Source organism: Pedobacter ginsenosidimutans, from assembly GCF_001442625.1.
GTDB lineage: Bacteria > Bacteroidota > Bacteroidia > Sphingobacteriales > Sphingobacteriaceae > Pedobacter > Pedobacter ginsenosidimutans.
This window is the reverse complement of sequence record NZ_LMZQ01000009.1, coordinates 83,667-98,220: the sequence shown is the minus strand read 5'-3', so window position 1 is coordinate 98,220 and position 14,554 is coordinate 83,667. Positions and strand designations below refer to the sequence as shown.

11 protein-coding genes and 2 tRNA genes are annotated in these 14,554 nt (G+C 36.7%); 1 reads left to right on the top strand and 12 read right to left on the bottom strand.

Translation table 11 applies throughout. The annotated features are described in order from the left end of the window. Positions 1–438: 438 nt before the first annotated feature. Positions 439–1,299 (top strand): sigma-70 family RNA polymerase sigma factor, encoded by an 861-nt coding sequence (locus ASU31_RS13850; RefSeq protein WP_010601359.1) that lies wholly within the window; start codon positions 439–441, stop codon positions 1,297–1,299. Positions 1,300–1,494: 195 nt separating this feature from the next. On the opposite strand, the gene ASU31_RS13845 is transcribed toward ASU31_RS13850, so the two are convergent. From ASU31_RS13845 to ASU31_RS13790, 12 genes are all read right to left on the bottom strand, one after another. After that, a complete protein-coding gene (locus ASU31_RS13845) occupies positions 1,495–2,358 on the bottom strand; it encodes an AMP nucleosidase (RefSeq protein ID WP_057932891.1) in 864 nt (287 codons plus the stop codon). Between the two features lie 92 nt (positions 2,359–2,450). After that, positions 2,451–3,689: an ATP-dependent Clp protease ATP-binding subunit ClpX gene (clpX, locus tag ASU31_RS13840; RefSeq protein ID WP_057932890.1), complete on the bottom strand. Its 1,239-nt coding sequence runs from the start codon at positions 3,687–3,689 to the stop codon at positions 2,451–2,453. Beyond that, positions 3,673–4,380 (bottom strand): ATP-dependent Clp endopeptidase proteolytic subunit ClpP, encoded by a 708-nt coding sequence (gene clpP / locus ASU31_RS13835; RefSeq protein WP_057932889.1) that lies wholly within the window; start codon positions 4,378–4,380, stop codon positions 3,673–3,675. Before clpP ends, clpX begins: the two co-directional genes overlap by 17 nt. Before the next feature lie 57 nt (positions 4,381–4,437). Next, a complete protein-coding gene (locus ASU31_RS13830) occupies positions 4,438–4,689 on the bottom strand; it encodes a four helix bundle protein (RefSeq protein WP_209434991.1) in 252 nt (83 codons plus the stop codon). Between the two features lie 143 nt (positions 4,690–4,832). Then, positions 4,833–6,182, bottom strand: a complete 1,350-nt coding sequence (gene tig / locus ASU31_RS13825) for a trigger factor (protein WP_057932888.1) — start codon at positions 6,180–6,182, stop codon at positions 4,833–4,835. Between the two features lie 168 nt (positions 6,183–6,350). Then, positions 6,351–6,432: transfer RNA gene (locus ASU31_RS13820), tRNA-Leu, on the bottom strand. 656 nt (positions 6,433–7,088) lie between these two features. After that, positions 7,089–7,170, bottom strand: a tRNA-Leu gene (locus ASU31_RS13815). Between the two features lie 246 nt (positions 7,171–7,416). Continuing rightward, positions 7,417–7,719 carry a hypothetical protein gene (locus ASU31_RS13810; protein WP_157258013.1) on the bottom strand — a complete coding sequence of 101 codons (303 nt, stop codon included), beginning with the start codon at positions 7,717–7,719 and terminating at the stop codon, positions 7,417–7,419. A gap of 82 nt (positions 7,720–7,801) precedes the next feature. After that, positions 7,802–8,605, bottom strand: a complete 804-nt coding sequence (locus tag ASU31_RS13805) for an ABC transporter substrate-binding protein (RefSeq protein ID WP_057932886.1) — start codon at positions 8,603–8,605, stop codon at positions 7,802–7,804. A 110-nt stretch (positions 8,606–8,715) separates the two neighbouring features. Then, entirely contained in the window at positions 8,716–9,399 is a 684-nt protein-coding gene (locus ASU31_RS13800) for an ABC transporter ATP-binding protein (protein ID WP_057932885.1), read from the bottom strand. Positions 9,400–9,487: 88 nt separating this feature from the next. Beyond that, on the bottom strand, positions 9,488–11,887 hold the full coding sequence (locus ASU31_RS13795) for an ABC transporter permease (protein WP_057932884.1): 2,400 nt from the start codon (positions 11,885–11,887) through the stop codon (positions 9,488–9,490). Positions 11,888–12,110: 223 nt separating this feature from the next. Then, positions 12,111–14,486: an ABC transporter permease gene (locus ASU31_RS13790; protein WP_057932883.1), complete on the bottom strand. Its 2,376-nt coding sequence runs from the start codon at positions 14,484–14,486 to the stop codon at positions 12,111–12,113. Positions 14,487–14,554: the final 68 nt, after the last annotated feature.

Sequence of the window (14,554 nt, the reverse complement as noted above, 5' to 3'; positions counted from 1 at the left end):
TAAAATGTAATGTCCGCGATTTATTTACTGTTTGAATAATTAAGCCGATTTCTTGTTTTGATTTTTATACATACAACCTGACAAAAACTACATGATCAAAAACCCCCAATAATAATGGCTTTTGTTATTTGCTTTAAATAGTTGAAAAATTAAGAAACGTCATATTTATTCAATCATTTACAGTACAAACATAAATAATAAATTATTATAATTCAAAATATATTTATTGATTTACAATAAATAATAATCGAAAAACAATTATAATATAGCTATTGAGGCATACGATGACAGAATTTTGTTTGGAATGATTTTTGCTATAAGTAAAACTGTAAAAAACTTGTGCAAACAGTAACATTTTCAGCATTTTATCCTTTCGGATTGCTATACAATTTCGTAACTTTGCACACTCAATAATTAAAGAGCACACAATTCGTATAAATGAGACAACTCAAGATAACGCAATCCATTACCAACCGTGAAAGTCAGTCATTAGATAAATACCTACACGAAATTGGCAAAGTAGATTTAATAACAGCAGAAGAGGAAGTAATTTTAGCAAGGAAGATTCGTGAGGGCGATCAGGCTGCATTAGAGCGATTGACTAAGACCAACTTGCGTTTCGTTGTATCTGTTGCAAAACAATATCAAAATCAGGGCTTAACTTTAGGTGATTTAATCAATGAAGGTAACTTAGGTTTAATTAAAGCGGCAAAACGTTTTGATGAGACTAAAGGTTTCAAATTCATTTCTTATGCCGTTTGGTGGATTCGTCAATCTATTTTGCAGGCAATTGCCGAGCAAAGCCGTATTGTACGTTTACCTTTAAACCAGGTAGGATCGTTAAGCAAAATCAGTAAAGCTTTCTCTAAATTAGAGCAAGAATACGAACGTGAGCCTTCTCCTGAAGAACTTGCTGATATTTTAGAAACTACAGTGGATAAAATTTCGGACACTCTTAGTAATTCAGGCCGTCACGTATCAATGGATGCTCCATTTGTTCAAGGTGAAGAAAATACATTATTAGATGTATTGGAAAACCACGAGCCAAATACGGATAGCTCATTGATTAATGAATCTTTATCAGAAGAAATTAAACGTTCTTTATCTACCTTAACCGAAAGAGAAAGAGAAATTATCGTTTTATTCTTCGGCTTAGGTTCTAACCATCCCCTTTCTCTAGAAGAAATTGGAGAGAAATTTAATTTAACCCGTGAACGTGTTCGTCAGATTAAGGATAAAGCCTTACAGCGTTTACGTCATACGTCAAGAAGTAAAATCTTAAAATCTTATTTAGGATAAGAGACTAAGTTCACTGAAACAAAAAAAGATCGGCTATTGGCCGATCTTTTTTTGTTTCAATCATTTGCTTATTAAGATCCTGACGAGTTAAGAATGTCAATTATTCTAACTTAATACGTCATGCTGAAATTATTTCAGCATCTTTTCCAATTCGCTAAAAAGATCATGAAACAAGTTCAGGATGACGATTTCATCCTAAAACAACAAATGTTTCACTGTCAATCCATTATTAATCAACTGTTTCAACGAATCAATACCGATTCTTAAATGTGTTTCTACGTATTTTTCAGTTACGCTGCTATCGCTTTCGGCGGTTTTAACACCTTCAGGTATCATTGGTTGATCGGAAACTAAAAGCAATGCGCCAGCTGGAATTTTGTTTGCAAAGGCCGTAGTAAAAATTGTAGCAGTTTCCATATCTACAGCCATAGCCCTTAAAGTTTTCAGGTACTTTTTAAACTCTTTGTCGTGTTCCCAAACCCTACGGTTGGTGGTATAACAGGTTCCGGTCCAATAATCCCTACCATGGTCGCGTATGGTTGTAGAAATCGCTTTCTGCAAGGCGAATGCTGGCAATGCAGGTACTTCCGCCGGCAGGTAATCATTTGATGTACCCTCTCCCCTAATTGCGGCAATAGGCAAAATTAAATCGCCTAATTGATTTTTCTTCTTCAAACCACCACATTTACCTAAAAACAACACTGCTTTAGGTTTAATGGCCGTCAATAAATCCATCATGGTTGCTGCTAATGGACTTCCCATGCCAAAGTTGATAATTGTAATGCCATTCGCAGTAACGCTTTGCATAGGCTTATCTAAACCCATAACCGGTGCATTATCGTTCCATTCGGAAAACATGGTTACATATTTACTGAAATTAGTTAACAGAATATAATCGCCAAATTGATCCAAGGTTCTACCGGTATAACGTGGCAACCAATTTTTAACAATTTCATCTTTCGATTTTAATCCTGATTTAACGGGAGTTTCTACCTCTTTTACTTTTTTCGATTTCTCTACTATTTCATCGTCTTTTTTTACGTCTTTTTCTTCGTTCATATTCTTTAGTTTTGAGCATAGCGCCTGGCGCTTAGCGTTAACAATATTGTATTAAAAAAAAATCCCCCCGCTTTCGCGAGAGGATTGAATTTTTAAGCGGCCTGCAACTTTTTAAAGTCGGCCTTTTCAAATTTCTCTATCGCGTAATCGAGATTGATATGCAGTTCCTTGACATCCGTCTGCGTTGGTGTATCAAACATCGCATCTAACATAATCGCTTCACAGATCGATCTTAAACCACGCGCCCCCAGTTTATATTCCATTGCTTTATCTACAATAAAATTTAAAACATCTTCATCAAAAACAAGCTTTACGTCTTCATAGGCAAAAAGCTTCACATACTGCTTGATCAATGAGTTTTTAGGTGCAGTCAAAATGTTTCTTAAAGATTCTTTATCCAATGGATTTAAGTGAGAAAGAACCGGTATACGACCAATTAATTCTGGAATTAACCCAAAAGATTTCAAATCCTGAGGTGTAATATACTTATAAAGATTTTTAAGATCTAAAACTGTCTCATCTTTCTTTACCTTATAACCTACCGCCTGCGTGCGTAAACGGTTGGCAATTTTACGTTCAATACCATCAAATGCCCCACCACAGATAAATAGAATGTTATTCGTGTTTACCGGGATCATTTTCTGATCTGGGTGCTTACGTCCGCCCTGAGGTGGAACGTTTACAACTGTACCTTCTAAAATTTTCAATAAAGCCTGCTGAACACCTTCTCCTGATACATCACGTGTAATGGATGGGTTATCACTTTTACGCGCTACTTTATCTACCTCATCAATGTAAACGATACCGCGTTCGGCAGCCGTTACGTCATAATCAGCAGCCTGGAGCAAGCGCGTTAAAATACTTTCAACATCTTCACCTACATAACCTGCTTCTGTTAAAACAGTTGCATCGCAGATACAGAATGGCACATGCAAAATTTTAGCAATGGTTTTGGCCAAAAGTGTTTTACCGGTACCGGTTTCGCCCACCAACATGATATTTGATTTCTCGATCTCAATCTCGTCTTTATCAACTTTTTGATTTAAACGTTTGTAGTGATTGTAAACAGCAACAGATAATACCTTTTTAGCATCGTCCTGACCAATAACATACTGATCAAGATGTTGTTTAATTTCAAGAGGCTTTAATAAGTTTATCGCCTCTTGAATATTTTTTGTCCCTTTGGTCCCTAATTCTTGCGCAAGCAATTGATTGGCCTGGGTTACACATTTATCGCAGATAAACGCATCCATGCCTTCAATCAACATTAATGTTTCATGCTTGCCAGAATGGCAGAATGAACAACGGGATTCTTTATTTTGTTTCGCCATCTTTTTTTGCGTTTCTCGATAACACCTCATCAACCATACCAAATCCTTTTGCCTCGTCAGCTGTCATCCAGTAATCGCGATCTGAAGCTTTCTCTACCCAATCATATGTTTGTCCAGAGTGCTCTGAAATAATATCGTATAATTCTTTTTTCAATTTCAACATCTCTCTTAAGTTGATCTCCATATCAGATGCTACACCTTGTGCGCCGCCTGATGGTTGGTGAATCATTACTCTTGAGTGAGGTAATGCAGCACGTTTTCCTTTTGCACCTGCTACCAATAAAACGGCTCCCATTGATGCGGCCATACCTGTACAGATTGTAGCTACATCTGGTTGTATATATTGCATGGTATCATAAATACCTAAACCTGCATAAACCGAGCCACCTGGCGAGTTAATGTAGATCTGAATATCTCTATCGGCATCTGTTGATTGCAAAAACAACAACTGAGCCTGAATGATATTTGCATTCTGATCATAAATCGCATCACCTAAAAAGATAATACGGTCCATCATCAATCTAGAGAAAACATCCATTTGCGCTACATTCAACTGGCGTTCCTCAATAATATACGGTGTCATGCTCTTAGGGTTCAGATTAGCCTGAGCAATAAATTTATCTACGTGTAAACCGCCAATCCCCTGATGTTTAACGGCAAATTTTCTGAATTCTTGTGAATCTATGTTCATGGTTATAGAGTTTGGCGTTTTGCGATAAGCGGGTTAAGCCTAAACCAAATACGCAAGTTATTTTAATAAATATTTTCTGAAGTTGGTTAATTTCCGTGCCAATTTATCTAATTCTTCCAGATAATCATTCAGTTCTGTGTCAGAAATATATTTTCGCCGCTCTAAAACTACTAAAATATTTGCATTCTCGAAGACAGATCGATGTGCAATATTCAGATAATGAGCGAATTCCTTATTGGAAATAGAGCCTGAGCCCCCGGCAATATTATTTGGATATGCTAAGAGCAGCCCCATTGAGCTGCTCTGCAAATCTGTATTTTTTATCAACTGACAATCGGTCAGCTATATCAAGTAATTTATCAGTTATTGCTATTGATAACTGCCAACTTCAGCCGATTGAAATTTAATTGAGCAATAGCACAATCATTATCAAAGCGCCTTACGCTAAACGCTTATTTTTTATCCAGCGCAATAAACTTATCGTAATCAATATCTTTTTGCTCTAAAGTTACAACAGATTTGATTTGTTCGAAAGTTTTTAATGCTTTTACCTCTTCGAAAACACGGTTTGCATTTTCTTTTTCCTGTAAAAACTGAACGGCATATTGAGCCAATTGATCTTCTGGAAGTGGGCTTGGGCTATACATTCTAAACTGCGCATCTAATTTAGCCTTAGCTGCCTGAACTACATCCTCATATTTAATTTCGATGCTGTTATCTTTGATGATTTTATTTTCGATTAAAGTCCATTTAAGGTTTTTAGCGAAATCATCATAACCTTCTGCCAACTCTTCGTCGGTTAATTTTTCGTTTGTAGCTTTTAACCAGCGACGTAAAAATTCGTCAGGCAATTCGAAATTGTGTTTAGTTAAAAGTGCTTCATAAATATCGTTAGATAATTTACGCTCAGCATCTTGTTTAAACATACCTTCTACTTCTTCGGTAATTTTTGCTCTGAAACCAGCTTCGTCAGTTACCGTACCTTCACCAAATAATTTATCAAAAAACTCCTGGTTTAAATCTGACTCTTCTAAACGGTTCACATTTTTAACATGAAGTTTGAAGTTTGCTTTTAACTCAGCAGCTTCTTCTTCCGAGATATTTAAAGCTTTTGCAATTACCGCAGCATCTTCTAATGCTTTTTGGATATCGATGGTTACTTCATCATCTTTCTTTAAACCGATCAACGATTTAAGGATTTTTTTATCTTTAATCTGATCTAAACGAACAGTTGCTGTACTGCTAATACCGCCTTCAACAGCAGTACCATCTGCAGCTACCTGAGTTAATTCAGCGTAAAGTACATCATCATCAGCCGAAACCTCAGGATTGGTCATTTTACCATAGCTACGACGGATATTTTTGATACGGCTTTCTAAAGTTTCTTTATCAGCTTTAATTACATATTCGGTAAATTTATCTTTAGATGAAAGATTTACATCAAAAGCAGGTGCTAAACCTAACTCATAATCAAATTCGAAATCATCTGTATTATCCCATTTAAATTCGCGTTCATCGTCCATTTTAGGAAGTGGTTGACCTAAAATTTCTAATTTTTGTTCTGCGATGTAGTTAGATAAGGTATCGTTCAACAAGTTGTTAACCTCTTCAACCAGGATACTTTTGCCATACATTTTTTTAATGTGGGCAGCAGGAACCATTCCTTTACGGAAACCAGGTAATTGTGCTTTTTTAGCTTGATCTTTAATGGCTTTCTCTACTTTTCCAGTGTAATCAGCAGGTGCGATTTTGATTTTTACAACAGCATTTAAGTTGCCGGTTTTTTCCTGTGTAATATTCATTTTTATGAGATATAGTAAGATGTGCTTTAGACGGGAGATATGAGATATGAGATTTGAGAAGAAACCATATATCGCCACAACCGGCACAGCACATCAATTTTTATTAATCAATGTTTTTAAAAACAAAACCGTTCCGATGTTTAAATCGGAACGGCCTTTATCTTGTTGTGCGGAAGAAGGGACTCGAACCCCCACGCCGTGAAGCGCCAGATCCTAAGTCTGGTGCGGCTACCAATTACGCCACTTCCGCAGTTAGGATGTTGTAAGGACTGCAAAGATAGAAACAAGATTGGATAATCAAAAGGCATTGGCAATATTTTATTGATTATTTCGATCAAAAACCGCTAACTCTTTAATTTTTAAGGAGAAAAATTTCAATAACAGGGCTACTAGAAGTTTTTGTGATGATCTGTAGGGACACAAACCACGAAGACTTGTAACTTAAAGCAGGATTAACGAGTAATGAAACTTAGCCTTTGTTTTCAGCATAAATTAAGCATTTATTTTTTTGGAAAGCAGGCTCGGTAGCGTTTGGGCTAATGCAGCCCTGCTCTCCGTTCTTTCCGATGAAAAAATCGGAACCACTGCGATCAGGTTTAGGTGGCAAGGATAGGTGAAGAATTAATGGTTAAAACACCAAACGTTCCTACGGAACGAAAACGCCAGTTTTACAACTGGCTACCGTGGAATCGTCCCTCTGGGACGGCCAGGAAATCTTCTTTTAGCTATTTTTTGCAGTTTATAGAAAGAAAACCAATTAATTATATAATTGAATATATAACAAATACACCATCCGTGTGCGTCTGTGGTTAAAAATAGCTGAGCAGTAACACTAATTACAAAATTAATTACCTATGCCATAAAAAAACCGTTCTGATGTTTAAATCGGAACGGTTGATCTTGTTGTGCGGAAGAAGGGACTCGAACCCCCACGCCGTGAAGCGCCAGATCCTAAGTCTGGTGCGGCTACCAATTACGCCACTTCCGCAGATAGGATGTTTTAAGGATTGCAAAGATAGAAACTAAATTGAATAATCAAATCTTTGCAATCCTTTGTAAAGAAACAAAATTTAATTTCAATGGTCGTGCGTACATCTTTGCAGTACCTAAGCACTGTCCGTCATTGCCAGCTTGACTGGCAATCTTAATGCATTAGAAAGTTAATGAACCATGGGTGAAGCTTTAGGATTCCCGTTTTCACGGGAATGATGCCATTGCCTTAACCTGATAGGTATCAAAATTTCACTAGAGTTACATCGATAAATTCAGGCCCGCCTTCTAATGGATAACCAGAAACCTTTTTTCCTTTTATGGTAACCTTCTTATCTAAATAGGTATCAAGATTTATGCTTGCACTTTTTAAGGCATAAGTTTTATTGTCGGTTTTTAATAAATGTGTACCGTATTGAAACGTAGTCATGCCTAATTTTTCAATTGTTCCACTTGCGGTAACGGTACTGGAGTTTCCTCCGTTTTTCATTGAACTGCAACCAGAAATTACGGCTACGAACAGCGATAGTATTAATATTTTTTTCATCGGATTATGATTTGTTTTTTATTGGTGACAGTATGATAACGGGATGATTTAGCCGTATGCTACAAATTATAAAAATTTGCCTTTAAAAGCTAATAATTTGCTTCTGAAACTCGAAAAAGTATTGAACGGCTTTAACCAATCTGCTTCCATACCAGCTAAACATTTCTCCATCCACCAATATAATTTTTGCTTCAGGAACGGCAGCTTGTATTTCTTCAATATGTTTTTCGCCAAAGGGATAAGGTTCTGACGAAAGCAGGATCAGTTCGCAATTTAAAGCTCTCAGTTCTGCTAGTGTAACCGATGGATAACGTTTTTGCGTAACTACATTAGTCATACCATTGATCAGCAGAATATCATTGATAAAGGTATTTTTCCCAGCAGCCATATAGGGTTTACGCCAGATGAGGTAGGCTACCTTTTTATCAATATGCTGTTGAAGTGCAAGTGTTTTCAGATCATTAAATCCAGCAGAGATTAAATGATTAAGGTAACCGGCTTCTGGCTCTCGATCTACAAGTTCCCCTATCTGGCCGATAGTCTTCATGGCATCATCCAAAGTAAAAATGTCGCTCATCCAAACCGGAAAATCTGTTGCAAGCTCTTCTATATCACTTTGCGTATTTTCTTCTTTGTTGCCAATAATCAAATCGGGTTTTAAATCTTTGATTAAATCGATGTTGAGCTTTTTCGTTCCACCAACCTTGGTTCTTTCTGCAAATTTTTCTATCGGATGAATACAAAATTTGGTCAATCCGATAATTTCCTTATCCAATCCTAAATCAAATAACAATTCTGTTAGTGAGGGCACAACAGAAATAATCAGTTTAGGTGGGAAATTGATAGAAATTTCACTGCCCATTTGATCGATAAATGATTTTTGCATGTGGCAAAGTTAATTTAACCACGGATAAAAAGGATAAATACAAATAGAAATTATTACCATTCCAAATACGTACTTATCCTCAGCCTTTTTGCTTAAATAATAATTTGGGTCTAACTTAATATAGCCACATCTTCTTTTACTATCCCATCTGCAATGTGCAAAATCCTATTTCCGTATTGTGCATTTTTTTCGGAGTGTGTAACCTGGATAATGGTAATACCATCTTCCTGATTTAATTTTTTAAACAACGTCATAATTTCTTCTGCCTGTGCCGATTGCAAGTTACCCGTTGGCTCATCGGCCAGAATTATAGATGGTTGGGCGGCCAATGCCCTTGCTATACCAACCAATTGTTGCTGTCCGCCTGAAAGTTGATTAGGGAATAAATCTTTTTTGGCAACAATATTAAAACGGTCTAACAAGTCGGCAATTCTACTTGCCCGCTCGGAGCTACCTACTTTTTTGTACAGCAATGGGGCTTCAATATTTTCATAAACGGTCATTTCATCAATTAAGTGGTAAGCCTGAAAAACAAAACCAATATGATTTCGGTAAAGTTCAATACGTTTACGCTCATTCAACGAAGTTACATCCTCGCCCAAAAACTCATACGAACCATAAGTTGGTTCTTCAAGCATACCAATAATATTGAGCAAAGTAGATTTCCCTGCACCCGATGGGCCCATAATGGAAACAAATTCACCTTGTTTAATGTTGGTAGTAACCAAACGCAACACGTAGTTTTTAATGCCTTTGTTTGCGTAATATTTTTCGATGTTATTAAGTTGTATCATATTTTTTCAAGGTTGATGGTTAGAAGGTGGAAGGTTGATGGATTAGGTACATTAACCTTCCGCCATAAAACCTTTCGCCTTCCTACCTTTATTCATATTTAAGTGCATCAATGGTATTGGCAACTGCTGCTTTATACGAGCGGATGCTTACGGTAATCAATGTAATGACCATAGAAATAATCATGGCAAATACAAAAGGCCAGATATTCAAATCAATGCGGTAGGTAAAAGTGGCCAGCCATTTGGCAACAAATAAATAAGCAAGTGGCCAGGCTACCAAATTGGCAAGAAAAACCATCAATAGAAATGAACCATTTAACATTTTAACCAATTCTAATGTAGAAGCACCCAAAACCTTTCTGATGGCAACTTCGCGGGTTCTCTGTGTAGCCACGAAAGAGATCAGTCCAAATAAACCGATAAACGAAATAAAAATGATCACCCCGGCAAACACCTTAAAAAGGGTCCCCATTATTTTTTCGGTTTGATAATATTCACTGATTTTATCATCCATAAAAGTAGATTCATAAACATATTCGGGCAGTACTGTGTTCCATGTTTTTTCAATAGCCCGCATAGCAGGTAAAATACTTTTACTATCAAGCTTTACAGCTATAGTGGTGTACGATTCTTTGTCGCTGTTAATCACAATCGGAGAAATAGGCTCGTGCAAACTCATATTGTTAAAATCTTTAACTACACCGATAATATTGCCTGTTTTGCCATTGATCCTGATGGATTTCCCAATCGCATCGTTATAGTTAACTACATTGAGCTTTTTTAGCATGGTTTCGTTTACCACAATATCTTTGAGTGTATCACTCTTAGATAAGCCTTTACCAGCTATAATTTCTAAACCAAATGTTTTAAAATAGTTTTCATCTCCTGTTTTGGTGTTGGCCTGAAAAGTTGATTTTACTGTTCCATTGTAATTGAAATTACTTTGGTTATTAAAATCAGAAGAAGGTGCTGCATCGCAATAGCTGGTTGATAATACACCTGGTATTTTATTGATCCGATCCTGCAACGTATGATATCGGGTAAATGCCATGCTATCAGAAGGAACATCAACCAGGGCTACAGCCGTAGGAATAAAACCAAGGGGTTTCTCTCGCATGTAACTCATTTGCCTTAGTATAACCAAAGTGCCTATAATCAAAATAATAGTGATTGCAAATTGAACTACAACAAGAATCTTCCTCAAACTTAAACCCGCGGTATTCGCGGTAATTTTGTTTTTAATAGCTAATGCGGGGCTATAACCAGACATGACCATTGCTGGATAAAAACCAGCCAAAAAACTAACCAGCAATACCAAAACAACCATAAATACAAATATGATGGGGTGCTCGATAATGCTAAATGAAATATGATCTTTAAATAAGCTTTGCATGCCCGGCAAGGCTACTTCTGTTAAAACGCAACCTACCAGTAAGGAAATAACCGTTATCGTTAAAGTTTCTGTTAAAAACTGTACAATTAATTGCCTGCGCAAACTACCCATTACTTTACGTACACCAACTTCTTTTCCCCTGCTTACGGCCTGTGCAGTAGCGAGGTTGATAAAGTTGATACATGCGGTCAGCAATAAAAAAGCACCAATTATGGCCAACCCATAAAGTTCTTTTTTCGGCATTACTTTGTTCGCAAAATTGCCCAGATCTGCATTATAGTGAATATCTCTTAGCTGTTGAAACCGATGACTTTCTTTCGAAACATTATCTCTTTTATAGTATTTAGTAATAAACTGAGGGAGACTTTTACTTGCATCCTCAATAGAAGCCCCCTCTTTTAGTAATACATAACATTCAGAAGTAGAAGAAACTGTGCCCCAGTTAGTCGACTCTGGCCTTGCCTGGTTTAGATAAGTTTTATAAGAGATGATTACTTTAAGTGGGAAAGAGCTGTTATCTGGTGTTTTTTCTATAATACCGGTAACTTTAAGATCTACTTTGTTCTGAAAGTTAATGCTCTTTCCAACTGCTCTGTGCCAATCTCCGAAAAGTTTATCGGCCATCTCATCTGATAATACAACAGTATTAGGCTGACTTAGTGATTGGCGTGGATTTCCATCAAGCCATTTAAAGCTTAAGATCTCAAAAAAATCCGGCTCTGCATAATGTACACTTTCGGAGGTTTTAATCCTTTCTTTTCCGGATTCGTCTTTTACTTTAATGATTCCACCACTGGCCTGAATAGCTGCAACTTTATCAAATTGCTGTTTAAAGTCATTTCGCATAGCTGCCGGAAGAGGTCGTGGTGTACCTGCAGATTCGAAAAAATTATCAGGTGTTGTCCAACCGCTTATTACACGGTATATACGGCTTTCGTTTTTAAAGTTTTCATCAAAACTTAGCTGGTAGCGGATAAAAATAAAAATGAGAATGCAGCTTGCCATTCCGATAGAAAGCCCCAAAATATTGATAAAAGTATAACCTTTATTTTTCCAAAGGTTTCGCCAGGCGATTTTCAAATTTAATTTAAACATATCAAATTAATTAGTACAATGAAATCTGCAAATGTTTATGCCAATTTTATACCAAGAGCAAAACAAATCATAAACAACTCAAAATCAATAATATAAAAACAAACGAAAAGAAAAAATGTCCGTTTATGAACAGTACCTGTACGGTACTGAACGGAGAATAGCGCTAAGCGTTTGGGGTTAGGCGATAAATTCGCACTGATCGCCAAACGCCCAAGCGCAGGTCTTATTCATATTTAAGTGCATCAACAGGATTTGCTTTTACAGCACTGTTGGCCTGGATACTTACAGTTACAATAGTTAACAAAATGGTTAGGACTGCACTGATTAAAAAAGGAAAAAGTGGCAGATCGATTCGATATGCAAAGGTTTCGAGCCACTTTTTGGTTAATATATACGCCAATGGCCAGGAAATAATATTGGCTATAAGCACCATAACAAAGAATGAACTATTAATAAGTTTGAAAATCTGTAAATGACTTGCACCAAGAATTTTCCTAACTGCAATTTCCTTCATTCTACCAGTGGTAATGTATTTTGCAAAGGCAAATAAACCCAGTATTGCAATAAAAATGGTGAGGATTGCAGCAGCAAAAAATACAGACTGTAATTGTTCTTGTTTTTTAAAGAGTTTACCATACATTTCATCCAGAAATTGGTAACGGAAATTATCTCCATCCAACTTGTTAATTTCTGGCCATTGCGATTTTAAGGTACTGAGCACTTCAGACATCTTGCTTTCTTCTATTTTTAGCATAATTTCTGTTTTAGGATTTCCGCAGGGATCATTTATTGCGTAAATGGTAGGCTGTACTGCTTTCTCAAATCCAAGTGCTTTAAAATCTTTTATCACGCCTACAATCTTATATTCTTTATTCTGGCAGCCTTTTATAGTTTTACCTATAGGGCTGGTTAATCCATACTTTGCTACTGCAGCTTCATTAAGTATAGCAGAATTTGCCGTATCGGTTTTAAATTCTCTGGAAAATGTTCTGCCTTCTTTAATCTTAATATCTAATGTTTCGAAATAATCAAAATCTACATCTGTAAAACTTAAACTCTGTTCTTTTCCATCAACAGTATATTTATTTTTCCCGCTATCAGAACCATCTGGCAAGGCATTGGTAACGGTAACCGACTTCACCCCTGGAATCTTGACCATTTTATCCCTTATAGGATCGAATTTGCTTGGCGAAACGAAATATGCGAGGTTTTTAATGTACACCACTTGTTCGGGTTTGAAACCAATATCCTGGGTACGCATGTATTTTAGTTGAGAATTGATGATGAGCAGACCTATAATAAAAACTACCGCTACGCTAAACTGAACCACTAATAAACTGTTACGCAACCAATAGCTCTGTTTACTGGTTTGAAAATTGCCTTTTAAAACAAGGGCAGGCTTAAATCCAGATAGTACCATGGCAGGATAGATACCAGCTATCAGCGTAATAAAAATTAATATAAGTGGCAATTGCCAGAATAAGGCACTATTGGCTACCCAAATGGATAAATTGACCACGAACAGGTTATTAAATTTTGGCAAGATGATTTCGGCCATAATCAGTCCTAATATCGTCGCTGCTAAACACTGTATTAAAATTTCGGTTAAAAATTGAAAGGCAAGCTGAAAGCGGTAAGCACCCATTACTTTTTTAACACCTACTTCTTTTGCCCGTTTGGTAGCCTGTGCTATACTTAGATTGGTAAAGTTGATACAAGCGATGACCAGGATCAAGATCCCTAAAACAGACAAAGCTATGAGTACTTTATAATTGGCATCGGTACCAGCCTTTGGTTTAAGGTGTTGGTTTTTTAAAGGATCGAGAAAGGCTTTTGTTGCTTTAAAAGTTTCATTATTAGGGTCTTCTCCATTTTTTAGCATTTCCTTTTTATAAAGCGTATTAATTTTAGCTTCAAGTTCCTGGATATCTGTGCCTGGTTTTACCTGGATATATGTGCTGTAGTTGTTGTATCCATAGTTTTCGCCTATCCCAACTTCTTTCATCAATGAAATGGCATCGAAAGTAATATTAGAATGGGGATCGGCAAAAATACTCCCGCTCAACTTACCTGTCATATTAGCAGATTTACTCCCAAGCCAGATCATTTCAGGCTGGCCGTTTTTATTATGTGGGAAAAGCGTTTTATAATTTTCGTTACTGAGGTAAAACAGATTTTCGGTTGTACTTTCAGGCTTAGTTAAACCGACAGTGGGTTTAATGTTGAACATTTTTGCTGCAGCATAATCGAGATAGAGGCATTTACTTAAAAAAACAACGCCGTGATCGCTGCTAACCGGAAATTCAAAAAAGCTCATTTTCATGGTACCAACTGCAACTACTTCTGGCATTTCTGCTTTAATAGCTTTACCCAATGGTGGTGGAGTATAATTGGTCTTAAAATCGGGCAATTGCCTCCCTACTATGTAAATTTCGTTGTAGTTTGGATTTTCCTTGTCAAAACCTGTTTCATAGGTAAAATACATGGTTACCAAAATAAAAGCAGCCAAGGCAATAGCTAAGCCACCAATATTTATGGAGGTAATTACCTTGTTTCTCCAAAGGTTTCGTAGTGCAATTTTTAAGTTTAATCTGAACATAGCTTTAAGGTTGAAGGTTGAAAGGTTGGAAGGTTGATGGGCCAGGTGTTTAAACCTTCAGCCTTATT

What these genes read in the sequence shown, in the direction of transcription:
- ASU31_RS13805 (WP_057932886.1), bottom strand. Translation starts at nt 8,605, where the DNA reads ATGCAAAAATCATTTATCGATCAAATGGGCAGTGAAATTTCTATCAAT.
- tig (WP_057932888.1), bottom strand. Translation starts at nt 6,182, where the DNA reads ATGAATATTACACAGGAAAAAACCGGCAACTTAAATGCTGTTGTAAAA.
- ASU31_RS13845 (WP_057932891.1), bottom strand. Translation starts at nt 2,358, where the DNA reads ATGAACGAAGAAAAAGACGTAAAAAAAGACGATGAAATAGTAGAGAAA.
- ASU31_RS13795 (WP_057932884.1), bottom strand. Translation starts at nt 11,887, where the DNA reads ATGTTTAAATTAAATTTGAAAATCGCCTGGCGAAACCTTTGGAAAAAT.
- ASU31_RS13850 (WP_010601359.1), top strand. Translation starts at nt 439, where the DNA reads ATGAGACAACTCAAGATAACGCAATCCATTACCAACCGTGAAAGTCAG.
- clpX (WP_057932890.1), bottom strand. Translation starts at nt 3,689, where the DNA reads ATGGCGAAACAAAATAAAGAATCCCGTTGTTCATTCTGCCATTCTGGC.
- clpP (WP_057932889.1), bottom strand. Translation starts at nt 4,380, where the DNA reads ATGAACATAGATTCACAAGAATTCAGAAAATTTGCCGTTAAACATCAG.
- ASU31_RS13790 (WP_057932883.1), bottom strand. Translation starts at nt 14,486, where the DNA reads ATGTTCAGATTAAACTTAAAAATTGCACTACGAAACCTTTGGAGAAAC.
- ASU31_RS13810 (WP_157258013.1), bottom strand. Translation starts at nt 7,719, where the DNA reads ATGAAAAAAATATTAATACTATCGCTGTTCGTAGCCGTAATTTCTGGT.
- ASU31_RS13800 (WP_057932885.1), bottom strand. Translation starts at nt 9,399, where the DNA reads ATGATACAACTTAATAACATCGAAAAATATTACGCAAACAAAGGCATT.